At 73.7% G+C, this 24,002-nt stretch carries 23 protein-coding genes and 3 tRNA genes; 16 read left to right on the forward strand and 10 right to left on the reverse strand.

Features of this window, described 5'->3' with window-relative positions; translation table 11 throughout:
• On the forward strand, positions 1-957 hold a 957-nt coding region (locus AC2CJA_RS08700; protein ID WP_484602096.1), incomplete at its 5' end, for an NsdA family TPR-like regulatory protein.
• 21 nt (positions 958-978) lie between these two features.
• Here AC2CJA_RS08700 and AC2CJA_RS08705 read toward each other — a convergent pair.
• On the reverse strand, positions 979-1,587 hold the full coding sequence (locus tag AC2CJA_RS08705) for a histidine phosphatase family protein (RefSeq protein ID WP_484602097.1): 609 nt from the start codon (positions 1,585-1,587) through the stop codon (positions 979-981).
• A 357-nt stretch (positions 1,588-1,944) separates the two neighbouring features.
• Here AC2CJA_RS08705 and AC2CJA_RS08710 point away from each other — a divergent pair, with 357 nt between their 5' ends.
• From AC2CJA_RS08710 to AC2CJA_RS08735, 6 genes are all read left to right on the forward strand, one after another.
• Positions 1,945-3,096 (forward strand): hypothetical protein, encoded by a 1,152-nt coding sequence (locus tag AC2CJA_RS08710; RefSeq protein ID WP_484602098.1) that lies wholly within the window; start codon positions 1,945-1,947, stop codon positions 3,094-3,096.
• Complete coding sequence (locus tag AC2CJA_RS08715) at positions 3,096-4,631, forward strand: hypothetical protein (protein WP_484602099.1); 1,536 nt, start codon at positions 3,096-3,098, stop codon at positions 4,629-4,631. Before AC2CJA_RS08710 ends, AC2CJA_RS08715 begins: the two co-directional genes overlap by 1 nt.
• A 98-nt stretch (positions 4,632-4,729) precedes the next feature.
• Entirely contained in the window at positions 4,730-6,007 is a 1,278-nt protein-coding gene (locus tag AC2CJA_RS08720) for an AAA domain-containing protein (RefSeq protein ID WP_484602117.1), read from the forward strand.
• Between the two features lie 103 nt (positions 6,008-6,110).
• A complete protein-coding gene (locus AC2CJA_RS08725) occupies positions 6,111-6,473 on the forward strand; it encodes a hypothetical protein (RefSeq protein ID WP_484602100.1) in 363 nt (120 codons plus the stop codon).
• A gap of 139 nt (positions 6,474-6,612) precedes the next feature.
• On the forward strand, positions 6,613-7,239 hold the full coding sequence (locus AC2CJA_RS08730) for a bifunctional DNA primase/polymerase (protein WP_484602101.1): 627 nt from the start codon (positions 6,613-6,615) through the stop codon (positions 7,237-7,239).
• Positions 7,230-7,303: transfer RNA gene (locus tag AC2CJA_RS08735), tRNA-Lys, on the forward strand. Before AC2CJA_RS08730 ends, AC2CJA_RS08735 begins: the two co-directional genes overlap by 10 nt.
• Before the next feature lie 74 nt (positions 7,304-7,377).
• Here the strand turns inward: AC2CJA_RS08735 and AC2CJA_RS08740 are convergent.
• Complete coding sequence (locus tag AC2CJA_RS08740; RefSeq protein ID WP_484602102.1) at positions 7,378-8,703, reverse strand: M6 family metalloprotease domain-containing protein; 1,326 nt, start codon at positions 8,701-8,703, stop codon at positions 7,378-7,380.
• A gap of 434 nt (positions 8,704-9,137) precedes the next feature.
• Between AC2CJA_RS08740 and AC2CJA_RS08745 the strand changes: the two genes are divergently transcribed.
• The gene (locus tag AC2CJA_RS08745) at positions 9,138-10,910 is read left to right on the forward strand and encodes a putative bifunctional diguanylate cyclase/phosphodiesterase (RefSeq protein WP_484602103.1); all 1,773 of its coding nucleotides are present in this window, start codon (positions 9,138-9,140) and stop codon (positions 10,908-10,910) included.
• Here AC2CJA_RS08745 and AC2CJA_RS08750 read toward each other — a convergent pair.
• From AC2CJA_RS08750 to AC2CJA_RS08760, 3 genes are all read right to left on the reverse strand, one after another.
• Complete coding sequence (locus AC2CJA_RS08750) at positions 10,880-12,037, reverse strand: LLM class flavin-dependent oxidoreductase (protein WP_484602104.1); 1,158 nt, start codon at positions 12,035-12,037, stop codon at positions 10,880-10,882. The two genes, AC2CJA_RS08745 and AC2CJA_RS08750, sit on opposite strands and share 31 nt — an antisense overlap.
• A gap of 75 nt (positions 12,038-12,112) precedes the next feature.
• On the reverse strand, positions 12,113-12,943 hold the full coding sequence (locus AC2CJA_RS08755) for a maleate cis-trans isomerase family protein (protein WP_484602105.1): 831 nt from the start codon (positions 12,941-12,943) through the stop codon (positions 12,113-12,115).
• Between the two features lie 76 nt (positions 12,944-13,019).
• The gene (locus AC2CJA_RS08760) at positions 13,020-13,964 is read right to left on the reverse strand and encodes a maleate cis-trans isomerase family protein (protein ID WP_484602106.1); all 945 of its coding nucleotides are present in this window, start codon (positions 13,962-13,964) and stop codon (positions 13,020-13,022) included.
• Between the two features lie 230 nt (positions 13,965-14,194).
• On the opposite strand from AC2CJA_RS08760, the gene AC2CJA_RS08765 reads away from it, so the two are divergent.
• Positions 14,195-15,217, forward strand: coding sequence for a D-2-hydroxyacid dehydrogenase (locus tag AC2CJA_RS08765; RefSeq protein ID WP_484602107.1), 1,023 nt, complete (start codon positions 14,195-14,197; stop codon positions 15,215-15,217).
• The gene (locus tag AC2CJA_RS08770) at positions 15,214-16,731 is read left to right on the forward strand and encodes an amidase (RefSeq protein WP_484602108.1); all 1,518 of its coding nucleotides are present in this window, start codon (positions 15,214-15,216) and stop codon (positions 16,729-16,731) included. Before AC2CJA_RS08765 ends, AC2CJA_RS08770 begins: the two co-directional genes overlap by 4 nt.
• Here the strand turns inward: AC2CJA_RS08770 and AC2CJA_RS08775 are convergent.
• The gene (locus AC2CJA_RS08775; protein WP_241717302.1) at positions 16,709-17,212 is read right to left on the reverse strand and encodes a DUF3830 family protein; all 504 of its coding nucleotides are present in this window, start codon (positions 17,210-17,212) and stop codon (positions 16,709-16,711) included. The two genes, AC2CJA_RS08770 and AC2CJA_RS08775, sit on opposite strands and share 23 nt — an antisense overlap.
• A 229-nt stretch (positions 17,213-17,441) precedes the next feature.
• On the opposite strand from AC2CJA_RS08775, the gene ehuB reads away from it, so the two are divergent.
• The 4 genes from ehuB to ehuA are packed head-to-tail and all read left to right on the forward strand — an operon-like array spanning position 17,442 to position 20,506.
• On the forward strand, positions 17,442-18,302 hold the full coding sequence (ehuB, locus tag AC2CJA_RS08780; RefSeq protein WP_484602109.1) for an ectoine/hydroxyectoine ABC transporter substrate-binding protein EhuB: 861 nt from the start codon (positions 17,442-17,444) through the stop codon (positions 18,300-18,302).
• On the forward strand, positions 18,299-19,054 hold the full coding sequence (ehuC, locus tag AC2CJA_RS08785) for an ectoine/hydroxyectoine ABC transporter permease subunit EhuC (RefSeq protein ID WP_484602110.1): 756 nt from the start codon (positions 18,299-18,301) through the stop codon (positions 19,052-19,054). Before ehuB ends, ehuC begins: the two co-directional genes overlap by 4 nt.
• Positions 19,051-19,701, forward strand: coding sequence for an ectoine/hydroxyectoine ABC transporter permease subunit EhuD (ehuD, locus tag AC2CJA_RS08790; protein ID WP_484602111.1), 651 nt, complete (start codon positions 19,051-19,053; stop codon positions 19,699-19,701). The genes ehuC and ehuD overlap by 4 nt, the downstream gene beginning before the upstream one ends.
• Complete coding sequence (gene ehuA, locus AC2CJA_RS08795) at positions 19,691-20,506, forward strand: ectoine/hydroxyectoine ABC transporter ATP-binding protein EhuA (RefSeq protein ID WP_484602112.1); 816 nt, start codon at positions 19,691-19,693, stop codon at positions 20,504-20,506. Before ehuD ends, ehuA begins: the two co-directional genes overlap by 11 nt.
• Positions 20,507-20,843: 337 nt before the next feature.
• On the opposite strand, the gene AC2CJA_RS08800 is transcribed toward ehuA, so the two are convergent.
• Entirely contained in the window at positions 20,844-21,755 is a 912-nt protein-coding gene (locus AC2CJA_RS08800; RefSeq protein ID WP_484602113.1) for a class I SAM-dependent methyltransferase, read from the reverse strand.
• 298 nt (positions 21,756-22,053) lie between these two features.
• Between AC2CJA_RS08800 and AC2CJA_RS08805 the strand changes: the two genes are divergently transcribed.
• Positions 22,054-22,127: transfer RNA gene (locus tag AC2CJA_RS08805), tRNA-Lys, on the forward strand.
• A gap of 44 nt (positions 22,128-22,171) precedes the next feature.
• Here the strand turns inward: AC2CJA_RS08805 and AC2CJA_RS08810 are convergent.
• The gene (locus AC2CJA_RS08810) at positions 22,172-22,822 is read right to left on the reverse strand and encodes a nucleoside/nucleotide kinase family protein (RefSeq protein WP_484602114.1); all 651 of its coding nucleotides are present in this window, start codon (positions 22,820-22,822) and stop codon (positions 22,172-22,174) included.
• Between the two features lie 133 nt (positions 22,823-22,955).
• Between AC2CJA_RS08810 and AC2CJA_RS08815 the strand changes: the two genes are divergently transcribed.
• Positions 22,956-23,029: transfer RNA gene (locus AC2CJA_RS08815), tRNA-Lys, on the forward strand.
• A 96-nt stretch (positions 23,030-23,125) separates the two neighbouring features.
• On the opposite strand, the gene AC2CJA_RS08820 is transcribed toward AC2CJA_RS08815, so the two are convergent.
• Both AC2CJA_RS08820 and AC2CJA_RS08825 read right to left on the reverse strand, forming a co-directional pair.
• Positions 23,126-23,272: a hypothetical protein gene (locus AC2CJA_RS08820; RefSeq protein ID WP_484602115.1), complete on the reverse strand. Its 147-nt coding sequence runs from the start codon at positions 23,270-23,272 to the stop codon at positions 23,126-23,128.
• Positions 23,273-23,452: 180 nt separating this feature from the next.
• A partial coding sequence (locus tag AC2CJA_RS08825; protein ID WP_484602116.1) for a class F sortase occupies positions 23,453-24,002 on the reverse strand: 550 nt, incomplete at its 5' end.

Raw genomic sequence — 24,002 nt, forward strand, 5'->3', positions numbered from 1 at the left:
GCCGAGGCCGCCGCCCGAAGCCGCCGGCCCGGCGCGGCCGAGGCCACGGCCGTCGAGCAGACCGTGCGCGACATCCGGCTGTTCGACGACCGGTACGGCGCCGACGGCCTCTACCACCGGGCCGACGGCGCGCTGCGGGTCGCGTACGACCTGCTGGACGCGGGCGCCCGGCGGCAGCCGGCCGCCGGCCGGCTGCACACCTGGACCGGTGAACTGGCCCTCTCCGTGGGCTGGCTGGCCCATGACTCGGGCCGTCTCGCCGAGGCCCGCCCGTACTACGCCGAGGCCCTGGCCATCGCCCGGGTGGCCGGGGACGCCGCTCTCGAGGCGCACGCCTTCTGCAACACCTCCTTCCTCGCCCGCGACGCCGGGCGCCCCCGGGAGGCGGTGCGGGCGGCGCAGGCCGGACAGCACATAGCCCGCCACCTGGGCTCGGCGCGGCTGCTGTCGCTGCTGGCGGCGCGCGAGGCGGGCGGCTGGGCCCTCCTCGCCGACCGCACCGCCTGCGAGGAGTCCCTCGGCCGGGCGCGGACACTGTTCGAACGCGGTCCCTGCGACGCCGACCCGGAGTGGATGACCTTCCACGGCGAGGCCGAACTGAACGGGTTGGAGGCGCAGTGCCGGGCCGCGCTGGGCGACTGGGGGCGCGCGGCACGCCGCGCGCGCCGTGCGGTGGCCCTCCAGGATCCGCACTTCGCGCGCAACACCGCCCTGTTCACCGCCGAACTGGCGGACGACCTCGCCGCCGGGGGCGAGGTGGAGGAGGCCTCCGGAGCCGCGGGCCGGGCGCTGGACCTGCTCGGGCAGGTGTGCTCCTCCCGCGTCGGCGGGATGCTCGACCGCACCGCCCGGCGGCTGCGCCACCACCGGGGCGTCCCGGCCGTCGCGGACTTCCTGGACCGCCTGGCGGAGCGGGGCGGGAAGTCCGGCCCGGCCGAAGGGGTCCGGTCGGCCTGACGGCGGTCCGCCGCCCGGCCCTCACCGCCCCGGCCGGTCCAGGTGCCCCCGGTCGTTCCAGCTCTCGACGGCCGGTTCCCCGTAGGCCCAGCCCAGTACCGACAGCGCCCCCGCGTCCAGGCGCAGCCGCGCGGCGAAGGACGGGTCCAGACCCAGCCAGCGCGCGCCCAGCACCCTGAGCAGATGGCCGTGCGCGAAGACGAGCACGTCACGCTCCGCCGATCGCGCCCAGGCGACCACCTCGTCGGCGCGGGCGGCGACCTGCGCCAGGCGCTCGCCGTCCACCACGCCGTCGCGCCAGATGAGCCAGTCCCGGCCCGCCCGCTCCCTGATGCCGTCCGGGGTCAGCCCCTCGTAGGCGCCGTAGTCCCACTCCAGCAGCGCGTCCCAGTCAGCGGCCCGGTCCCCGAAGCCCGCCAGGTCGCAGGTCTCCCTCGCCCTCGACAGCGGGCTGGTGCGGACCTCGGCGTCCGGCAGGCCGTCCCAGGGAGCGCCGCGCAGCCGCTCCCCCAGTGCCTGCGCCATGCCGCGTCCCTCCTCCAGCAGAGGGACGTCGGTGCGGCCGGTGTGCCGCCCGGACCGGGACCATGCGGTCTGACCGTGCCGGACCGCCAGGATGCGCGCTGCCATTCCATACCTTCCGTAAGGGGCTCCCGGCGCCGCCGGGCTCACGGCCATCATCGCGCGCCGGCCCGGGCGCCGCCGCTCAACCCCCTGGCGCCCCCTCTCCACGTCCGCACCGCACGGCCATCCGCCCGCCGTACGGCCGACCACGGGAGTCGGGAGAGCGTTCACGACGGTCCGGCACACGGCTTCGGTGGTGGGAATTCCGCCGATCGCCGTGGTCCACGCCGCGTACTCCGCCAGACGGCTGCTCGCGCGCGGCGGCGTCTCCACGGCCGCCGGCCACGGGCCGACGCTCCGCACCGGCGGCTTCGGGCGACCTCGAATCCACCGCTGTCACAGGCGGATGCCACACTTCCACGGGTGAGCTACAACCCCGACAGCCAACCGACGACAGCCCTGCGCCGGCGGCTCGTTGAGCTGCGCGGCGCCGATGTCGCGCCCCGGCCGATGGACGCACGGGCGCTCGCCGCGCTGGCCGCCAACCCGGGCTGCCGCCGCCGGGCGCTGCTGGACGGCGCCGGGGTGGACAAGGGTGCGCTCGCGGAGGCGCTGGGCTCCCCCGCACCCTTCGGGCAGTCGCAGTTCGCGTTCGTCCGCGGCCACGCCTTCGAGGCGCGGGTGAAGGGGGACTGCGGCGCCGAGCTGATGCGTCTGGTCCACGCGTGCACCGCCGCGGCGGACACCCCCGCCCCCGGACCCGGCGAGGTGTCCGTGCCCGACCTGTCGGCGCCCGGTCCCGGGGGGCGCGCGGAGCGCACCCGGCAGGCGCTGGAGCGGGCGACGGCCGACGGTGGCTGGACACTGCTGGAGCACCCGATGGTTCGGCTGGAGGTCGCCGGGTCCCCCGTCCATCTGGAGCCCGACGCGGTGGCGGTCCACCCGGACGGGCGCTGGACGGTGGTGGAGATCAAGTCCTTCCCGATCCTGGACGGTTCGGCCGATCCGGCCAAGGTCGGCGCCGCGGCCCGGCAGGCGGCCGTCTACGCCCTGGCGCTCGAGGCGCTGAGGACGCACGGCGCCCGGGTGGACGAGCGGGCACTGCTGGTCTGCCCGAAGGACTTCTCCAACCTGCCCACCGCCGAGGCGGTCGACCTGCGCAGGCAGCTGGCCACCACCCGGCGGCAGCTCGCCCGGCTGACGCGGCTGGAGGAGATCGCCGCCGCGCTGCCCGAGGACGCCACCTTCGACCCGGCCCGGCCGCCCGCCGAACTGGCCGGTTCCGTCGAGTCGGTGCCGGCCGCCTACGCGCCGCAGTGCCTGTCCACCTGCGAACTGGCCTTCCACTGCCGCGACCGCGCCCGCTCCAGGGGCGCGGTGGAGGTGCTGGGCCGCGAGATCCGCGGGGAACTGGGCGGGCTGACCACGGTCGGGGCGGTCCTGGCGGCCGCCCGCGAGGAGGACCACGAGGAGACGCGTGGTGCGGCGGCCTCCTCCGGGGACCCGGCCGCCGCCGCGCTGCGCCGCGCGGCCCGGCTGCGGGCCGCGGCCCTCGCCGTCGCGGGGAGGCCCTGATGTCGCTGGTGACGACCCTGGCCCGGATCGAGGCCGCCGCCGCGGGCCGGGCGCAGCCCGTGGCTACGGTGCGCCACCGGCATCTGGCCGAACGGCCCCTGGTCCTGGTGCCGCTGACCACCGCCGGCGAGGTCGGCGCCCCGCTGGGCGCGATGGTGGGGACGGACCGCGACGCCCCCCGCCTGCTGGTCGTCCCCCAGCCGCGTGACCGCACGCTGCGCTTCGCCTTCCTCGCCGAGCTGGCCGACGCCGTCCTGCCCCACCTGGAGGCGGCGCAGGACGAGGTGGAGCTCGTCGAGCGCTCCGAGACCGACCCGGAGACGGGCAGGAAGGCGAAGGTCGAGGTCGAGCTGTGCGCGGACGCACCGCAGTTGGTCGTGCCCAGCGCCGCGGGCGTCGACCACGTACGGCTGCTGGGCCGGTCCATGCGCTTCCGCCGCACCGCCGAGGAGGATCCGGAGGCCGCCCACCCCGCCCCGGTCCGGCTGCCGCTGCTGGGACGGTGGCTGACGCACTACGGGGAGCGGGCCCGGGTGCCCGGCTCCTCGCTGCTGCTGGCCGTCACCGAGGTGCTGGGCCGCCACTGGGCCACGGGCCAGAGCCGCCTGGAGGACCAGCACCTGGGCGCCCTGCTGGCCTGGATCACCGCCGGGGACGGCGAGTCGGGCGCGGAGGCCGCCCTCCGCGCCGAGCTGGCCCGCGACCGCGACGGGCTGCTGCTCACCCCGCCCGCCGGGCCGGCCACCGATCCGGCCTTCGACAACCGCGTACTGGCCCCGGCCGTCGCGCGGTACGACGCGGAGCTGCCCGGCGCCGAGGCGGAGGTGCGCGCACTGGTCGCCTCGCAGCTGCGGCCCACCTGGGACGCGGTGTGGCAGGGTCTGGACCTGCTGCGCGCGCTGCCGCCGGGGGCGCACGTGGCCGACCGCTGGAAGCGGGACCGCTGGTCCTACACCGCCCACCGCGACCGGGTGCGCGGCGGGGAGCCGCCGCAGCCCAGGCGCGACGACGCGGTGACGGCGGCCCGCAAGCTCGCCGCGCGGGAGACGGCCCAGGCGGAGCTGGCCGCCCACGAAGCGCTGGACGACCCGCTGGTGATGGCTCAGCGGCGGATGGCCGGGGAGGCGTTCGAGGGCGAGGTCGTCGAGGTGGAGATGGCGCACTCCCCGGGGAAGCGTCCGATGCCGCGTCCGCTGGTCACCGTCCGCACCGGCGACCGGCCGCACCTGGAGGGCGGCGAGCGGCTGTACCGGGCCCTGGAGGACGGGAGGCCGCAGCCGGGGGCGTTCGCCGGATCCCCCTCGCCGGGGCTGCTGACGGTACGGCTGACCGGCGGCATGGGCCGCGGCAGGGAGCCGGAGGCCGGTTCGGTGCCGGAGGCGGGCGAGACGGTGTGCTGGACGCTGTTCGAGCACGCGCCGCGCGGCGGACCGGACCTGCCCGACCCGGAGGAGACTCCGTGGACGCACGGCGGCCCGCCCGACCCCGACGCCCTGGACGCTCCCGACCCCGTGACGCCGGAGGACCTGCTGTGAACGGCACCCCGGCCGGCACCCCCGCCGGCGCCGCGCCCCTCACCGGAGGCGGTACCGCGCCCGACCCGGGCCCGGCCGCCGCCGAGGCGACCGGCGCGATCCTGCGCGACGTCCTCTCGGGCGCCCACCGCGGTGTGGTCGTGGACTCGCCGCCCGGCGCCGGCAAGACCACGCTGGTGGTGCGCGCCGCACGGGAGCTGGCCGCCGCGGGCCGGCCGCTGATGATCGTCGCCCAGACCAACGCACAGGTCGACGACCTCGTGGACCGGCTGGCGACCGCGGAGCCGGATCTGCCGGTGGGCCGGCTGCACAGCAGCGAGGCGCAGCCCTGCTCCCCGGTGCTGGACCGCCACCCGTCGGTGGTGAAGTCCTCGAGGGCCGCGGATCTGGCCGGGCTGGACGTGGTGGCCTCCACGGCGGCCAAGTGGGCCCACGTCCGGGGGGCGGGGCCGTGGGAACAGGCCATCGTGGACGAGGCGTACCAGATGCGCTCCGACGCGCTGCTGTCGGTGGCCGGGCTGTTCGAGCGGGCGCTGTTCGTGGGCGATCCCGGCCAGCTCGACCCGTTCAGCCAGGTCGGCTCCGAGCAGTGGGCGGGGCTCTCGTACGACCCGTCGGCCAGCGCCGTGACCACGCTGCTGGCGCACAACCCGGACCTGCCCGTGCACCGGCTCCCGGTCTCCTGGCGGCTGCCCGCCTCGGCCGCGCCGCTGGTGTCGAGGGCGTTCTACCCCTACACCCCGTTCCGCAGCGGCACCGGACCGGGCGAGCGGCGGCTGGAGTTCACGCTGCCCTCCGACGGCTCCCCTGTGGACCGGGTGCTGGACGAGGCGGCCGGCTCCGGATGGGGACTGCTGGAGCTGCCCGCCCGCCACACCCCGCGTACCGACCCGGAGGCGGTCGCGGCCGTGGCGGCGGTGGTGCGGCGGCTGCTGGACCGCGGCGGCGCGGCGTTCGGCGAGCGCTCCGGGGAGCCCGACCCGGTGACGGAGGAGCGGATCGCGGTGGGCACCGCCCATCGCGACCAGGCGGCGGCCGTCCGCGCGGCGCTGGCCCGCGTGGGTGTGACGGACGTCGCGGTGGACACCGCCAACCGGCTCCAGGGCCGCGAGTTCGACGTGACGGTGGTGCTCCACCCGCTGTCGGGCCGCCCGGACGCCACGGCCTTCCACCTGGAGACGGGGCGGCTGTGCGTGCTGGCCTCGCGCCACCGGCACGCCTGTGTGGTGGTGTGCCGGGCGGGCGTTCCCGAGCTGCTGGACGAGTACCCCTCCGCCGAACCGGTCCAGCTCGGCGTCACGGTCAGGTTCCCGGACGGCTGGGAGGCCAACCACGCGGTCCTGGCGCATCTGGCCGAGCACACCGTGGCCTGGTGAGCGCTCCGGCGGGGCGGCCGGGAGGGGCGATCGCCCGGGCCCGCGCCGGACGGGCGGGAGGGTGGACAATGGAACGCTGCCCACGATCGACGGAGGTATCTCCATGCCCGAGCCGAATCCGGCTCCGGAGCGGCGCGGCGGCGAGCCGCGCCACCGGCGGCCCGCGCCGCTGCTCTTCGAGCCGCCGGACGCCACCGCGGACCCCGAGCACTTCTTCGACCTGGAGTCCATCGAGGACCCGCGCGAGCTGCTGGGCCGCGCCACCGAGCTGGCGCTGGCCTTCCGCGCGGCGGCCGACCGGGCCATGGAGTTCCAGGCCGTGGCGGCGGCCCAGCTCGCCGACCCCGGACGCTTCGACCGGCTGCCGGACGAGGCGATCGCCGAGCGGGCCGAGTGGACGGCCGACTACGCCCGCAAGATGATCGAGTTCGGCCGCGAGCTGATGAGGGACCGCACTCCGGAGTGACGGCGCGGGGGCGGTGCGGGGAGCGGCGGCTACGCCCGCGGCATATGCGGGCGCGGAAGATACCGGACACCGCCGTGCCGCGTCCCGTTTTCGGGGATTTCCAGGGATGGTACACAGGTTACCGGTAGATGTTGTGGACATGAATGACCCCGCCGCCTACGTGACCCCTGCCGGAGCCGAGTGGCTCGCCTCCTCCAGCGCCTTCCCGCGCAGCGTCCACGCCCTGTGGGCGGCACGCCCCGGCGCCCCGAGCACCCTGCCCTGCGGCACCGCCTTCGACGTGGTCAGCACCGGTGCGCTGTTCGGCCGCCGGATGCTGGACCGGTTGTGGACCTCCGGGCCGGGCACCGGCCCGGTGGCGCTCCACGCGGGCCGGATGCTGCTGTTCGCCGAGCCGGGCACCGCCCAGCGGCTGCCGGCCCTGCTGCGCTGGCGGGAGTGGCGGGGCTCGTCCGTCCCCGCCCCGGCGGGCAGGGACGGCACGGACGGCACTGCGGAAACGATCCCTCCGCTTCTGTGCTACGGCCTCGGCGACACCGTGACCATCCCTCCGCCGGTGCCCGGCGAGGGATGCCCGCCCACCACCCGCTGGCTGGTCGCCCCGGATGTCCGCAAGCCCTGGCTGCCGGGCGCCGAGGCGCTGCTGTGGGCCTGCGTGCGAGCCGTCCGTGAGGGCGGCCGGGCGCTCGCCGGCGGCCGTGATCAACCGATTTCCGCTCCCTCGGATCAGGGTGCTAGGGTTTACCACGTCAACAGGCGCCGCTAGCTCAGTTGGTTAGAGCAGCTGACTCTTAATCAGCGGGTCCGGGGTTCGAGTCCCTGGCGGCGTACAGACAACCGGAGGGCCCCCGCGGAAGCGGGGGCCCTCCGGTTTTCCCGTGTACGGGCCGCGGGCGGCGCCCGTTCACACCGCCCCGGGACCCGGTCCCGGCACTCCGCTCACGGTGATCTCCACCCGCCAGCCCCTCTCGGTACGGTCCACCACCTCCACGCGCACGGCGCCCGTCTCGACGGCCACGTCCAAGGTCTCCCCGGGTCCCAGCGGCGCGTCGGCCAGCGGCGGGTACACCGAGAGGCGGTCGCACGCCGCGGTGCCGGGGTGGCCGTCGATCACCTCGACGGGGCCGTGCGCCGAGGGGATGTCGTTGCGCACCCGGTAGACCAGTACGCCGCTGGTGCAGGAGGTGACGTCGTTGCCGCTGGGCTCCCTCGCCTCGACCGCCAGCACCTCGCCGCGCCCCGTACGGACCGCGATCAGCCGGGTGTCGGACCCGCCGGCCAGTCCGTCGCCGTCCGGTGCGCCGACCGCCCGCAGGGTGTGCCGGCTGGCGCCCGTCTCGGCCCGGCAGTCGATCCGTCCGCCGTCCAGCCAGCCCAGCTTCCACTTGTGCCAGCCGAAAGGGTCCGGGGAGAGCCCGAACTGGCTGCCCATGATGTCCCAGTCGCCGACGTGGGTGTCCCAGTCTCCGTCGCCGTCCTCGGGCTGGCGGTAGAGGTCGGGCAGGTCGAAGACGTGCAGGGTCTCGTGGGCGAGGACGTTGCGGTCCGGCGGCTGCTTCTCGAAGACCGTCACGACCCGGTGCAGCTCGGTGCCGTCCACGGTGATCGGCTCGTCGAGGTTGACGACCTTGGTGGCGTCGGAGTTCACGCCCGGCGCGCCGGGGTCGGCGACGAGGTAGACGATGTCGTAGTCGCCGAAGTCCACGTGCGGGTCGGCCGCGGCGACGGCGTCGCGGAGGTAGGCGCCGCGCAGGTCCGGCTCCCAGTCGCGCTGTATCCCGTACGCCCGCGAGTCGGCGGCCATCTCCAGCCAGCGGGGCGTCACGTGCGGGCGCAGCGTGAACTTCCCGTAGGAGGCGCGCTCGAAGAAGTCCGAGGTCTCCGGGAAGTAGTCGGCGGCGAGCCTGCGGGGGGAGGCGGCGGGCCGGGCATCGGGGAAGGACAGGAAGACCATCAGCGCGTCGAGCTCGCCCAGCGGCCGCAGGTAGGCCGGGTCCCAGGTGTCCAGGCCCTCGGAGTGGTGGAGTGCGGTGCGTTCCAGGGCGCAGGAGTCGGTGCCGGCCGCGACGGCGACCGGTCCGGTGACCAGGCTCGTGCCGACCAGTGCGGAGAACGCCGTGAGCACCGCCCCGGTCCTGCGGGAGCGGGGGCCCGGCCAGGAGCCGCCCGGCCGGGACGCGGGCGTGCTCAGTCCCCCTCCGGTCCACTCGGCCCTGCGCGCAAACCGCACATCGTCCTCCTGCGGTGGTGTCGGAGCACGGTGCCCCCGGGGAGGGGGCACGGAATCCACTGTGTGCCTTCCTGTGCCCGCGTGCCCCGTTCCGCTGAGCTGTACGAGTGAGACCCCACAGGATCACCGTGCGTAACATTCGGTCATCATCGGTCGCCTGCGGGAAATTGCCGCGCAGGAACGGTCAGCCGGTCGAAAATGCGTCCCAGGAGTCCGCCGCACGGATCCGGAACACCCCCCGGGACACTGGCTCGGCAGCCCGATAAGCCTCTATGATCGGCACATTTCCAGGGCGGACACTCCCACACCGACCACCGGCCCGCCGCCCGGGCCACCTACACGAGACGAGTCCCCCGCGGGAGCGACCGGTGAATGGACCACTCGACGGACCGGACAGGAAACCGGATGACGGTCCGGGCACGACGGCGTCCGCCGTGACCGAGGGTGACGATCCGGCGGGCCTCCGGGCGCCTACTCCCTCCGGCCCCTCCCCCGACGGCCCTCCCCTCGATCCGGCGGACTACCGCACCGCCTTCGAGACCGCCGGTCTGGCGATGGCGGTGATCGACGGGGAGGGACGCGTCCTGGCCGCCAACCACGCGCTCGGGCAACTGCTGGGCTCCCCCGCCGCCGAGCTGGCCGGCGCCCCCGTCGCCTCCCTGACCGGGCTGGGCATCGACGACCGGACCCGCGACGAGTGCCAGGCGGTGCTGGAGGGCCGCAGCGACTTCATGAGCTGCACCCGCCGCCTCAAGCACGGGGACGGCCGCTCCGTGTGGGCCAGGGTCACCGTGGCGCCCACCCGCGGGCCCGCCGCACGGCCGGGGCGCCGCCGCGGCGCCGCCCTGCTGTCCGTCGCCGACATCAGTGAGCGGTGCGAGCTCCAGGAGCGGCTGCGCCACCTGCAGATGCACGACCCGGTCACCAAGCTGCCCAACCGGTCCCTGTTCTTCGAGCGGCTGTCCGCCGCGCTCGCCGAGTCCACCACCGGCCGGATCGGGCTGTGCTACCTGGATCTGGACGGTTTCAAGGCCGTCAACGACACCCTGGGGCACCGGGTGGGCGACCGGCTTCTGGACGCGGTCGCCGACCGGCTGCGCCGGTGCGCCGAACCGGGCGGGCACCTGGTGGCACGGCTGGGCGGCGACGAGTTCGCCCTGCTCGCCGAGGCCTCCACCGGCAACCGGCCGCTGACCGAGCTGGCCGAACGGGTACTCGCATCCCTCCAGCAGCCGTTCGACCTGGCCGGGCAGCGGCTGGCGGTCTCCGCCAGCATCGGGGTGGTGGAGCGGCCCGCCGCCGGGACCACCGCCACGGAGCTGATGCAGGCCGCGGACACCACGCTCTACTGGGCCAAGGCCGACGGCAAGGCCCGCTGGACGCTCTTCGACCCCGAGCGCAACGCCAGCCGCATGACCCGTCAGGCGCTGTCCAGCACGCTGCGCCCGGCGCTGGAGCGCGGCGAGTTCACGCTGGAGTACCAGCCGATCGTCTCCCTGCACGACGAGACGCTCACCGGGGTGGAGGCGCTGGTGCGCTGGCGGCACCCGCGGCTCGGCACGCTCGCCCCCAACCGGTTCATCGGACTGGCCGAGGAGAACGGCGCCATCGTGCCCCTGGGCCGCTGGATCCTGGCCGAGTCGTGCCGCCAGGCCCGCCGCTGGCAGCTGGAGCGGCCCGGCCGGCCGCTGTACGTCAGCGTCAACGTGGCCGTGCGGCAGGTGTGGGACTCGGATCTGGTGGCCGATGTCGCGGCGATCCTGGAGGAGACGGGGCTGCCACCGGGACTGCTCCAGCTGGAGCTGACCGAGTCGGCGGTGATGGGCTCGGCCGGACGGCCGCTGAAGGCGCTCCAGGCGTTGTCCGACATGGGGGTGCGCATCGCGATCGACGACTTCGGCACCGGCTACTCCAACCTGGCCTACCTCAGCAGGCTCCCGGTGCGCGGGCTGAAGCTGGACGGAACGTTCGTCCGCGGCTTCCGCACCGCCCCCTGCCTCAACCCGGCCGACGAGACGATCGTCACCTCACTGGTCCAGCTCGCCCACAACCTCGGGCTGACGGTCACCGCCGAGTGCGTCGAGGGGCCGGCCCAGGCCGACCGGCTGCGGCGGATCGGCTGCGACACCGGCCAGGGCTGGCACTACTCCAAACCGGTGTCGGCCGACCGGATCAGTCAGCTGCTGGCGGCGGACGGCAGTCCGTAGGCGTCGGCGATCAGCCCGTAGCTGCGCAGCCGTGCCGGCGCCCCGTGCGACTGCGAGGTGATCATCAGCTCGTCGGCCCCGGTGCGCCCGGCCAGCGCGTCGAGGCCGTCGCGCACCTGCCCGGGCGTGCCGTGCACCACGTTGGCCAGCCAGCCGCGCACGAAGTCGCGCTCCGGCTCGCCCATGCCCCGCTCGTACTCCTCGGCCTCCTCGGGAGTGGGCACCAGTCCGGGACGCCCGGTGCGCAGCCGCAGCATGGCCAGCGCGCCGGTCATCACCTGGCGGTACGCCTCCTTCTCCTCGTCCGCGGCCAGGGCCGAGACGCCGATCAGGGCGTAGGGCTCGTCCAGCACCTTCGAGGGGCGGAAGGAGGAGCGGTACAGCTCCAGGGCGGGGAGAGTGTTCGCCGCCGAGAAGTGGTGGGCGAAGGCGAAGGGCAGGCCCAGGCTGCCGGCGAGCTGCGCGCTGAAGCCGGAGGAGCCCAGCAGCCACACCGGTGGCCGGTTCGCCGACCGCGCCCCGCCGGGCACGCTCCCCTGGACGGGGCCGGGGACGGCGTGGACGCGGGCGTAGGGATGGCCGTCGGGGAAGTCGTCGTCCAGGAACCTGATCAGCTCGGCGAGCTGCCGCGGGAAGTCGTCGGCCGCCTCGTGCGGCCGGTCGGTGCGGCGCAGCGCGGCGGCCGTCGCCCCGTCGGTGCCGGGGGCACGGCCCAGGCCCAGGTCGACGCGGCCGGGGGCGAGCGCCTCCAGGGTGCCGAACTGCTCGGCGATCACCAGGGGCGCGTGGTTGGGCAGCATCACGCCGCCCGAACCCAGGCGTATGGAGGCGGTGTGAGCCGCCAGGTGGGCCAGGATGACGGCGGGGGAGGAACTGGCCACCCCGGGCATGGAGTGGTGCTCGGCGACCCACAGCCGGTGGTAGCCCCGGCTCTCGGCCAGCCTCGCGATCTCCACGGAGGTGCGCAGGGCGTCGGTCGCGGTGTGGCCGGCGCCGACGGTGGCCAGGTCGAGCACGGACAGCGGGACGGGGGCGGTGCCGTGCGCCGTACCCCTGACCGGGTCGCCGCCGTGTCCGCCCGGCCGTCCGCCGTTCGTCGCCTCTGCCGCGTCCTTCACCGGGTTCATCGCGGGCTGCCTCCTCGTGGTGCGTGCGGCGCGGGACATCCGCGCCGCACGAGCACAGCCCGTACGGCCCGCCCGTTATTCCCGCAGGAGCAGCGGCTCCGCGAGCGACCGGCCGTCGAACAGCGCTCCCAGCGCCGGGCAGGAAACCGTGCGGTCCAGCAGGCGCAGCCCCTCCCAGACGGTGACCTGGTTGGCGGTGAGCACCGGTTTGCCCAGGGCCGCCTCCAGCTCGGGGAGCCAGGCGGCGGTGTGCAGGGCGGTGTCGGGCAGCAGCACGGCCTGGGCGTCCGGGTGGTCGCCCGCACGGGCCAGCGCGAGCACCTCCTCGCGTCCCCAGGTGCCGACCTCGGCGGCGGTCACGATCCCCGCGCCGCGCACCGACACCACCTCGGTGCCCGCCGCCTTGAGGAAGGCCCTGAAGTGCTCGGCCACGTCCTTTGGATAGGTGGCGGCCACGGCGACCCGCTCGGCCCCCAGGGCCCGTACGGCGTGGGCGAAGGCGAAGGACGTGCTGGAGGCGGGGAGGGCCGCGGCCGAGGACAGCTCGCGCACCTGCTCGTGCGCCCCGTCCCAGCCGAAGACGAAGCTGGCGCTGGTGCACGCCCACACCACCGCCCGCGCGCCCTGCTCGCGCAGGCGGCCGACCCCGGCGGACAGGCGGGCGGTGGAGCCCATCTCCAGCAGTGCGTCCACGCGGTGCGCGTCCTCGCCGATGTCGGTGTGGACCAGCGGCAGCCGGACGGAGGCCGCGGACTCGCCGATGACCGCCTCCAGCCGGGGGTACTCGTCCTCGGCGGAGTGGCCGGGGTAGAGGAAGCCGACGACATCCGCCGTCCACCCCGCCCGTTCCGCCGGCCGCGTCCGGTCCGCCTCTTCCGTCCGCGCCGTCCCGTCCGTCCGGTCCATCCGGTCCTCCTCGGTCTCCTGCTCGGTCTCTTCCCCGGCGGTGGTGTCGCCCCCGCGGCGGCGCCGCGGCGCGGGGTCACAGGGGCGGCAGCCCGCCCGGGTCGTCCGGAAAGGGCGGCGGCTCCGCGCCCTCGGCCGCTTCCGGTTCGGCCCCGGCCACCGCGGGCTCCGGCTCGCGCTCCGCGGCCGGCCCGGGCAGTTCCGCGGAACTTCCCAATTCCGTTGCGCTGTCCGGGTGTACGGGCGGCTGCGGCGGCAGGGACGACATGGACGCGGGACCGCGCCGGGCCACGGGGTCGAGCAGCGCCTGGTAGGGGCCGACCGCCTCCTTGCCGATGCGGCGCAGCGCCGACCAGACCGTGACCTGGTTGGCGGAGAGCACCGGCATCCGCAGCTCCGCCTCCAGCTGCGGGATCACATCGTAGGTCGGCAGGTTGGTGCAGCTGATGAACAGCGCGTCGGGCGCGTCCGCCACCGCCTCGCGGGCCATGTCCACCACGTCCCGGTACGGCACCCGCCAGATCTCCCGCGTCAGTCCCAGGTAGCTGCGGCCGGTGACCTCGACCCCGGCCTCGCCCAGGAAGGCCTCCAGGGAGTCGGTCACCGACCTGGTGTACGGGGTGACGACGGCGACCCGCCGCGCGCCGAGTTCCCCCAGTGCCTCCAGCAGGGCGCCCGAGGTGGTGAGGGAGGGGACCTCTCCGGAGATCTCCATGGCCGCGCACATGGCCCTCTCCCCGGCCGTGCCGCCCACGAAGGAGCCGGACGTGCAGGCGTACGCCACCACCTCCGGCGCCACCGCGCACAGCGCCTGGACGGCCTCCCGCAGCGTCTCGTGCTCGCTGACGAGCCGGGCCAGGTCCAGACTCACCTCGACCGGGACGAACGGAGTGCGGGTCAGATGGAGGGAGACGTCGTCGGGGATCCACCGCCACAGTTCGCGGTCGAGTGCGAAATCGAAGGGGGCGACGACACCGACTCCGCGCTGCGGATGCGGACCGCCGAGGAACGAGACATCCATGAGCACCCCTTGAAGAGGGTAGGGGCGGCCAGGGGCCGTTGACGGGAGGAGAAACACCGGCGCAGGAGAGCCGGGACGCCGGAACAGATGCCTTCGTTGACGAAGGTAGTTACAGGTCCCTACCGTGGTCAATCCTTCCGTCCGTCCGTGCGGTGCCACGGCTCTCTTCCGTCGGGCCCCAATACTTCTCGGTCCTCGTTGCCTCCTCGTTGCGAAACGGTTTTCCGCCCATGTCAGAAACGACTGTTCCAGCCGGTGTCCCCGTTCTCGGCGTTCTCGGTGTTCTCAGCGCTCCGGGCGTTCCCGGCGGCGACCCGCCGAATCTGGAGCGCCTGTCGGGGCGCGCCCGGGTGGAGTACGCCGACGAGGACTCCCTGGCCGACCTGCTGCCGGCCGCGGACGCCCTGCTGGTCTGGGATTTCACCTCCGACGCCGTGCGCCGCACCTGGCCCGGGCCGGGCCCGCGGCCTGGCTGGGTGCACACCGCGAGCGCCGGGGTCGACCGGCTGCTGAGTTGTCCGGAACTGGTCGGTTCGGAAACGGTGATCACCAATGCGCGGGGGGTCTTCGACCAGCCCATCGCCGAATACGTGACAGGTCTCGTCCTGGCTTTGGCCAAGGATTTCCACGGAAGTCTGGAATTGCAGCGGCAGCGGCGCTGGCGGCACCGGGAGACAATGCGACTGGCCGGAACTCACGCGATTGTCGTAGGTTCGGGCCCCATCGGCCGGGCAATCGGCCGCACGCTCATGGCACTGGGTGTCAAAGTGGAACTCGTGGGGCGCAGGGAACGGTCCGGTGATCATGAATTCGGGCGAATTCACGCCGGTGGAACGCTCGACGCTCTCCTCCCCCGCGCCGACTGGGTCGTGTGCGCGGCGCCCCTGACCGAGTCGACCACCGGGATGTTCGACGCCGCCGCCTTCGCCCGGATGAAGCCGACGGCCCGTTTCGTCAACGTCGGCCGCGGAGCCCATGTGGTCCAGGAGGACCTGGTCGAGGCGCTGCTCTCGCACCGGATCGCGGCGGCGGCGCTGGACGTCTTCGCCGACGAGCCGCTGCCCCCCGGCAGCCCGCTGTGGGACGTCCCCGGTCTGCTGGTCTCACCGCACATGAGCGGCGACACCGTCGGCTGGCGCGACGACCTCGCCCGGCAGTTCTGCGACAACTTCGACCGTTGGGCGGCGGGCGAGCCCCTGTTCAACGTCGTTGACAAGAAGCTCGGTTACGTACCGGACAGGAGTGCGCCATGACCGGCATCACCGACCCGGCCGGCCCCGTCGGCACGACCCACCCGAACGGTCCCGCGGATTCCGGCGGTGCGGTGGACCCGGGCGGCCTCACGGACCTGACCGCCGCCCGGCTGGTCGAGGGCTACGCCCGCAAGGAGTTCACCCCCGTGGAGGTGGTCCGCGCCGTGCTGGAGCGGTCCGAGCGGATCCAGCCGGCGGTGAACGCGTTCGTCCGGATCGACGCCGAGACGGCGCTGGAGCAAGCCCGGGAGTCCGCCGACCGGTGGCGGCGCGGAGAGCCGGCCGGCCTGCTGGACGGGGTGCCGGTGTCGGTGAAGGACATCCTGCTGCTGCGCGGCGGCCCGACGCTGCGCGGCTCGTGGACGGTCTCCGCGGACGGCCCCTGGGACGAGGACGCCCCCTCGGTGGCGCGGCTGCGCGAGCACGGGGCGGTGTTCACGGGCAGGACGACGACACCGGAGTTCGGCTGGAAGGGCGTCACCGACAGCCCGCGGCACGGCGCGACGGGGAACCCGTACGCCCCTGAGCGCACCGCGGGCGGCTCCAGCGGCGGCAGCGCGGCCGCGGTGGCGCTGGGGGCCGGGCCGCTGAGCCTGGGCACCGACGGCGGCGGCTCGGTACGCATCCCCGCCTCCTTCTGCGGGATCTTCGCGCTGAAGCCGACGTACGGGCGGGTGCCGCTGTACCCGGCCAGCGCCTACGGGACGCTCGCGCACGTCGGCCCGATGACCCGCGACGCGCGGGACGCGGCGCTGCTGATGGACGTGATCACCGGCCCGGACGCACGCGACTGGTCGCAGCTGGGTCCGGTGCCGGGCAGCTTCCGCGACGGTCTGGCCGGCGGGGTCGCCGGCCTGCGGGTGGCGTACTCACCCGGTCTCGGCGGCCGGGTGGAGGTGGAGGCTCGGGTCGCGGCGGCGGTGCGGCGCGCCGTGGAGGCGCTGGAGGGGCTGGGCGCGCGGGTGGAGGAGTGCGACCCGGCTCTGCCCGACTGCCTGGAGGCCTTCCACACCCTGTGGTTCAGCGGCGCCGCCCGGGTGACCCAGCATCTGGACCCCGGGCGGCGCGCGCTGCTGGACCCGGGCCTGCGGGAGGTGTGCGAACAGGGCGCGGCCCGCAGCGCGCTGGACTACCTGGCGGCGGTGGACGTGCGGATGTCGATGGGCCGGCTGATGGGCGCCTTCCACACGGAGTACGACCTGCTGGTCACCCCGACGCTGCCGGTCACCGCGTTCGAGCTGGGCGGCGAGGTGCCGCCCGGCTCGCCGTACGCACGCTGGACGGGCTGGACGCCGTTCACCTACCCGTTCAACATGACCCAGCAGCCCGCGGCGTCCCTGCCCTGCGGGACGGACGACGGCGGGCTGCCGATCGGGGTGCAGCTGGTGGGCGCGCGGCACGCGGACGCGCTGGTGCTGCGCGCCGCGCACGCGCTCTACGAGGCGGGGACCGCCGACGTGCCGCCGCCTCCGGCGCTCGCCTCCGGACCGGTTACCCGGCCCGCCGGAAGCTGAGGCTCTCGCCCAGGGCGCCGGCCCGCCACAGGTCCTGGCATGCCTCGGCCATCCGGTCCAGCCCGTCCACCACCGCCCCCCACACGATCCCGGGGACCCAGCCGGCGTCGCCGTTGATCAGCAGGTTGTTGCGCTCGTAGAACAGGGCCAGGTCCACCACGGTCGCCCTGCCCCGGTGCCCCGCCTCCGCCTCGTACCCGTAGGAGGAGGTGCCGAGCTGGACGTCTGTGAAGGTGAAATAGCACAGGTCGCCGGGGATGGGCGTGATGGTGGGGTTCTCCAGCGGTGGTTCCTCCGGCGCGAACGCCGGCAGGAGTGTGTAGATCTCGTTGCGCGCGTACTTGGCGTGGTAGACGTCACCGCCCAGCGGGAGGGCGTTCCACACCGCGTCGCAGGTGACGGGCGCGCGGTCGTCGAGCAGTCTCGCCGTGCAGCTCACTCCCCTCTTGTCGAGTGACACTTCGATGAAACGGTCCGCCATTTCGGCTCCTGTCCGTCGTTTTCCCTCCCAATACTGACGCAGCGACCCGGCCCGGCCGTCAACACCGCAACGGCCGCATCAAGGGCTGGAAACGGTGGGCATATTTTCCCTTGATCGGGGTAGTGGCGCGCCCATGGCTCCACCACAAGGGAACGAGACAGGAAGAACAGGCATCGGAGAAAGCCCCGGTAACCGGACGAGACCCGTCCGGGGGATAAGCCGCCGCGCGATGCTGGCGGGCCTGGGCGCGCTGGGCGCGGCGGGCACGATCGGCGTGGCCGGATGCAGCCGGGTACCCGACTCCGGAGAGGCCGGCGAGGGCAACCTGCTGGAACGCATCCGCGCCCAGAACACCGTGCGGGTGGGTATCGCCGGCGAGGTCCCCTACGGGTACATCAACAAACAGGGCGAGTTGACCGGTGAGGCGCCGGAGATCGCGAAGGTCATCTTCAATCGGCTGGGAGTGGAGAACGTCGTCCCCATTCCGACGGAGTTCGGTTCGCTGATCCCGGGACTCCGCTCGCAGCAGTTCGATGTGGTCTCCGCGGGCATGTACATCAATCCCCAGCGCTGCGAACAGGTTATCTTCGCCGATCCCGAGTACGTGATGCTCGACGCGTTCATCGTCCCCAAGGGCAACCCGAAGGGACTGAACAACTACGAGGACATCGTCCGGACGGGCGCCAGGATGGCGACCGGCACCGCGTACGCCGAGATCGACTACGCGGTCGCGGCCGGCGTGCCCCGTGACGAGATGCTGATCCTGCCCGACCAGGTCGCCGGACTGGCGGCCGTCGAGCAGGGCCGCGCCGACGTCTTCGCCGGCACCTCGCTGACCGTCCGCCGGGTGACGGAGGGCAGCAACCGGGCCGAGGCCGCCGAGCCCTTCCAGCCCACGGTGGACGGCGAACCGGCGATCGGCGCGGGCGGTTTCGCCTTCCGGCCGAGCGCCACCATGCTGCGCGACGCGTTCAACCGGGAACTGCGCAAGCTCAAGGAGAGCGGTGAGCTGCTGGAGATCATGCGGCCCTTCGGTTTCACCGAGGACGAGATGACCGACCTGACCGCGAAGGAGCTGTGCGCATCATGACCTGGGGCCTGTGGGAGTCCTACATGCTGCCCGGCATCTGGATCACCATCCAGGTGACGGTGTACAGCGCCGCGCTGGCCGCGGCCGTCTCCTTCGTCGTCGGAGTCCTGCGGACCTCTCCGCTGTGGATCGTCCGCTTCCTGTCCGGCGCCTACTTCGAGATCTTCCGCGGAGCCTCGGCGCTGGTGTTCATGTTCTGGCTGTTCTTCGCGCTCCCGATCGCCTTCGGGTGGCAGCTCGTCCCGATGTGGGCGGGCGTACTGGCGCTGGGCCTGACCTACGGCGCGTACGGTTCGGAGGTCGTACGCGGCGCGCTGGCCGCGGTCTCCCCGGCCCAGCGGGAGGCGGGGATCGCGCTGAGCTTCACCCGTATGCAGCGGCTGCGGCGCATCGAACTGCCGCAGGCGTGGCCGGAGATGGTCCCGCCCTTCAACAACCTCGCCATCGAGCTGCTGAAGGGCACCGCGCTGGTCTCGGTCATCAGCGTGGCCGACATGACCTTCGCGGCGAACCTGATCCGCTTCACCACCAACGAGAGCGCGCCGATCTACACGCTCCTGCTGGTCATGTACTTCGTGCTCGCCTTCCTCATCACCCGCGCCATGCGGCTGGTGGAGCGGAAGGCCAAGGCCGGGATCGGGCAGGCGCCGCCGCCGGGCGGCGGGCTGCTGGGCGGCCTGCGCCGCCGGACGAAGGCCGCCGATCCCGTCACCGGGACGGCCGCCGCGGGCACCCCGGGGGGTAACCGGTGAACTGGAACTGGAACGTCGTCGAAGACTTCATGCCGCGCTTCTGGGACGGGGTGCTCGTCACCCTCCAGGCTCTGGTGCTGGGGTCCCTGCTGGCCTTCACCCTCGGTCTGGTGTGGGCCATCGCGCAGCGCTCCTCCAAGGCGTGGGTCCGGACGCCGGTGACCGCGGTCACCGAGTTCATCCGCAACACCCCGCTGCTGGTGCAGCTGTTCTTCCTCTTCTACGTGGTGCCCGAGTGGGGACCGGCCATGTCCCCGCTGATGACGGGTGTGATCGGCCTCGGCCTGCACTACTCGACCTACACCGCCGAGGTCTACCGGGCCGGCATCGACGGTGTGCCCGAGGGGCAGTGGGAGGCGGCCACCGCGCTCAGCCTGCCACCGGTGCGCACCTGGACGGCCGTGATCCTGCCGCAGGCGATCCGCCGTGTGGTGCCCGCGCTGGGCAACTACGTCATCGCCATGCTGAAGGACTCGCCGCTGATCGCGATCATCGGCGCCTTCGAGATGCTCGGCGAGGCACGCGCCTACGGCGCCGAGACCTTCCGGCTCCTGGAGCCGATCACCGTCGTCGGCATCGCCTTCATCGTCATCGCCTACCCGGCTTCCCTCCTCATCCGAGCCCTGGAGCGTCGTCTTGTCCGCTGACACCCCGCGTGAGAACGCCACCACGAGCACTGCCGCGGACGGCCGCGAACTGATCCGCTTCGACAAGGTGACCAAGCGCTTCGGCGACCACGTCGTCCTGGACCAGCTGGAGTTCAGCGTCTCCACCGGAAAGCACGTCACCCTCATCGGCCCCTCCGGATCGGGCAAGACCACGATCCTGCGGCTGCTGATGACCCTGCTCAGGCCCGACGAGGGCACCATCGCCGTGGACGGCGACTACCTCACCCACGAGGAGAAGGGCGGCAGGCTCGTCCCCGCGGGTGAGAAGCACATCCGCGATGTGCGCAAGAAGATCGGCATGGTCTTCCAGCAGTTCAACCTCTTCCCCAACATGAAGGTGCTGCGCAACATCACCGAGGCGCCCGTCCACGTGCTGGGCATGGGCAGGGACGAGGCCGAGCAGCGGGCGCGCGAGCTGCTGGAGATGGTGGGGCTGACCGAGCACATCGACAAGTACCCCTCCCAGCTCTCCGGCGGCCAGCAGCAGCGCGTGGCCATCGCCCGCGCGCTGGCCATGCGGCCGAAGGTGCTGCTGCTGGACGAGGTCACCTCCGCCCTCGACCCGGAGCTGGTCGCCGGAGTGCTGGACGTCCTGCGGGACATCGCGCACACCACCGACATCACCATGCTGGTGGTCACCCACGAGATGAACTTCGCCCGCGACATCTCCGACGACGTGCTGATGTTCAACGAGGGCAAGGTGATCGAGTCCGGCTCGCCGGAGAAGATCTTCAACGACCCCGACCACGAGCGCACCAGGGAGTTCCTGAGCGCGATCCTCTGAGGCGCGCCGCGGCGCCCGGCCTCCCGCCCGCCTTCGAACGTGTTCCGGAGCGCGGGTGGGGGGGCCGGTGTTCTGTGCGGGGGCGGCACACGGCCGCCGGCCGGCCCGCACCCGAAGACCCGGTGACCGCGGATTCGGCCGTCGGCGCCCTGGGGCGTGTCCGCCGGAGCAGCAGACCCACCGGCCACCTCGGATTGCCGAGGCGCCGAGCGAGCAGACGGCCGGGGCGCTCACCCCCGCTACGCGGCCTCGGGAACCGGCGGTTGGCGCCGGTTGCCGTTCCGATGTTCCCCAGCGGCCCCGAAACGTGATCACTCCGGGGGCTCTCGCGGAACTCTCACGGATCCGGGAGGGCGCTTGGTCCTGATCGCCGGGCCTTGGGCGCCATGAGGACTGCTGGTACGGGGTTTGGCGAACAGCCGGACTCCCAGTGAGTTCGGGCAGGTGTCACGGGCTTGCGGCCCCAGGCTGTGACCATCGCGAAGAAGAGCTCGCGGGCCAGGGGCCGGCCCAGGTGCTCCAGGGCGGCGTCGAAGACCTCGGGCCGCAGGCCGTCGGCCAGGAGGTTGTCCCGAGACTGGCGCAGGGTCAGGTCGAGAAATCGACTGAAGCCCGCGTCGAGTCCCACCACGGGCAGATGCACGTCCGTGCCGATCTCAACCAGACCGATGTCGGTGAGGGCCTGCGGATACTGAGCCGCGTAGTGGCGGTCGGTGCCTATGGTGTTCGCCAGCATCCGCCAGAGGGACCGGACGGTCTGCCGGTAAGGGGCGTGCGGGGAGGTCTCGCCGCCCACAGCGAGAGAATCGGAGAGCACGAGGAATCCGCCGGGCTTGACCCAGGAGGCCAGACGGGGCAGAAGTTCGTCACGCCCGCGCAGGTGCATCAGCACGAACCTGGCATGGACCAGGTCGAACCGGCCCGGCTCGAAGGCGGGGTCGGTGATATCGGCCTCGACGATCTCCAGGCCCTTGGCGGGCAGACGGCGCAGGAAGCGAACGTCCTGGTCCACGGCGCACACCCGCCCCGGCTCGGTGGCCATACCGGCCAACCAGGAGCTGAGTGTCCCCGTACCCGCTCCGACGTCCAGGCACTCCCAGGTGCTGTCCACCCCAAGAGACAGCAGAACGGACCGGCTGGCCGGGTCGAAGGCCTCGGCCAACCCGCTCAGCCGGTCGTCCTCACGCGAGCGGTCAGAGGCGAACAGCACATCGCCATAGCGTTCCTCGCGGGACACCGCAGCGGACATGGTCACCCCTCCCGTTCGGACGATCGCCGGGCGCGATCGACGGCACACCTCGTCCGTCACGAACAAGGTATCCCCCGGCACCTCCCGACACCACGCCCACGGCAGCCCCTCCGCCCCTCATCGTCCTCGTCCGGGCCACCCGCGAGTCGGGGCTCACGACGGAGGGCGGTCGTCGGGAGGCCGGGCGGAGGCGCTCCGCCGGGCACGTGGTCGGGAGTACCGCGGGGAGCGGGTAGTATGTCCGTCGACAGCGCGCTCCGCCGGGTCTCCACGAGGTCGCCGGGGTCGCTGCCCGCAGGCGCCGCTAGCTCAGTTGGTTAGAGCAGCTGACTCTTAATCAGCGGGTCCGGGGTTCGAGTCCCTGGCGGCGTACGGAAGACGCAGGGCCCCTCGCATCGCGCGAGGGGCCCTGCGTCTCATTCACGTCCCGACCAGCGGAACGACAGCCTCACGCACGCCGCCCCCTTCGACGCCTCCACGAGTTCGGCGTTGGGCATGTCGTTGGACCGGACCCACTCCCGGGCCTCCTCGGCGGTGCGGCCTCCGGCCAGCTGCCGCTCCACCAGCCTGCGGCGGAGCTCGTCCGAAGAGGCCTCCACGTACCACAGCTCGTCGATCGGCTCCCGCGCCTCCGGCCAGCCGGGCAGGTCGCAGGCCAGGTAGTTCCCCTCCGTCACCACCAGCCGGACCCCGGGACGCACCACATGGCGGGCCGCCACCGGCTCGTCCAGCGTCCGGTCGAAGTCGGGCACGTAGATGTCGTGGTCCGGTTCGAGGACCAGGCGCCGCAGCAGGGCGGCGTACCCGTGGACGTCGAAGGTGGGCGGCGAGCCCTTGCGCGCGGCCAGGCCCAGCCGGTCCAGCTGGGCGTTGGACAGATGGAATCCGTCCAGCGGGACGTACGCCGCCGCGTCCGCCCCGTGCCGCCCGCGCAGGCCCTCCACCAGGGCTTCGGCCAGGGTGGACTTGCCCGCGCCGGGCGGCCCCGCCAGGCCGAGCACGACCCGCACGCCCTCCGCGCGGGCCGCCGACCGCCATGCCCGATCCATCAGCTCACCGGTTCGCATGGCCGGAAACCTATCCCCGAGGGTCCGGCCCCCGGCGTGGCGGGCCGGACGGAGCACTCCGCGGTGTCGGGTATGCTGGTTTCCGCAGTTCGGCACCGGTCGGCGCATACCGCGCGGATCGCCGGCCCTGCGGGCGCCGCTAGCTCAGTTGGTTAGAGCAGCTGACTCTTAATCAGCGGGTCCGGGGTTCGAGTCCCTGGCGGCGTACCTCTTCGATCCGGGCCCCACCGCCCTCCGCGGTGGGGCCCGGACGCGTTCCCCGGCACGTTCTCCGCGTGTTCCTCCGGGAGCCGCGCCCGCTCCTCAGTCGATGCTCCGGCAGATGTGCGGCTCGCACTCGTCGTCGTCCCCGGCGAGGCGCAGCGGCGGGGGCGGTGAGACCGGCAGTTCGTCGAGGGCCCGTGTCACGGTGGGCGGGTCGTCGGCATCCGGTTCAGCTGTGTCATACATGGCTCGGCGGCAGCCTTCCGTGTCCTGGGGATCTCGGCACCCGAGTACCGCGTCTCCCCTGTCCTCAATCCCGGGCGGGCGCCGGGCGCAACCGGTTCCGGCCGGAGTTTCACCCCGGTGACGACAACGACCGGGGCGGGCGGCGGTTGCGCGCGGGCCGCCCCGGTCCGCGGGAGCCGTTCAGCCCGCCCGGTCCGCGCCGCCGGCCCGGGCGGCCTCCGCCCCGGTACCGGAGCGGACTCCCGTCAGGTGCGCCGAGACCACCAGGTTGGCCGTGTAGGTGCCACTGGCCCGGTCGAAGGCGCCGGCGCAGGTGATCAGGCGGAGCTCGGCGCGTCCGGGGCGGCGGGCGCCGTAGACCTCGTGCGGGTCGAAGTCGGCCCGCTCCGCGATCGCGACGTCCTCGACGGTGAACTCGGCGGTCCTGCCGTCGTCGCGTGCGACGCGGATCCGGTCCCCTGGGCGCACCGAGGGCAGGCGGTGGAAGACCGCCCGGCCGGTGTCGGTGTCCAGATGGCCCACCAGCAGCGCCACCCCCTCCGCGCCGGGCGCCGGGCCGTCGGCGTACCAGCCGACGGTGTCGGCGGAGTCCATCGGCGGGGGCTCCACGGCGCCCTCCCGGTCGAGCCCCCGCTCGATGATCCGGGCGTGGACGCCGACGCCGTCGATGTCGATGCGCCGGGGCTCGGCGCCGGGCAGCGGCGCGTGGCCGGCGCCGTCACCCGGCGCC

The organism is Streptomyces sp. ATLC9 (assembly GCF_057196705.1).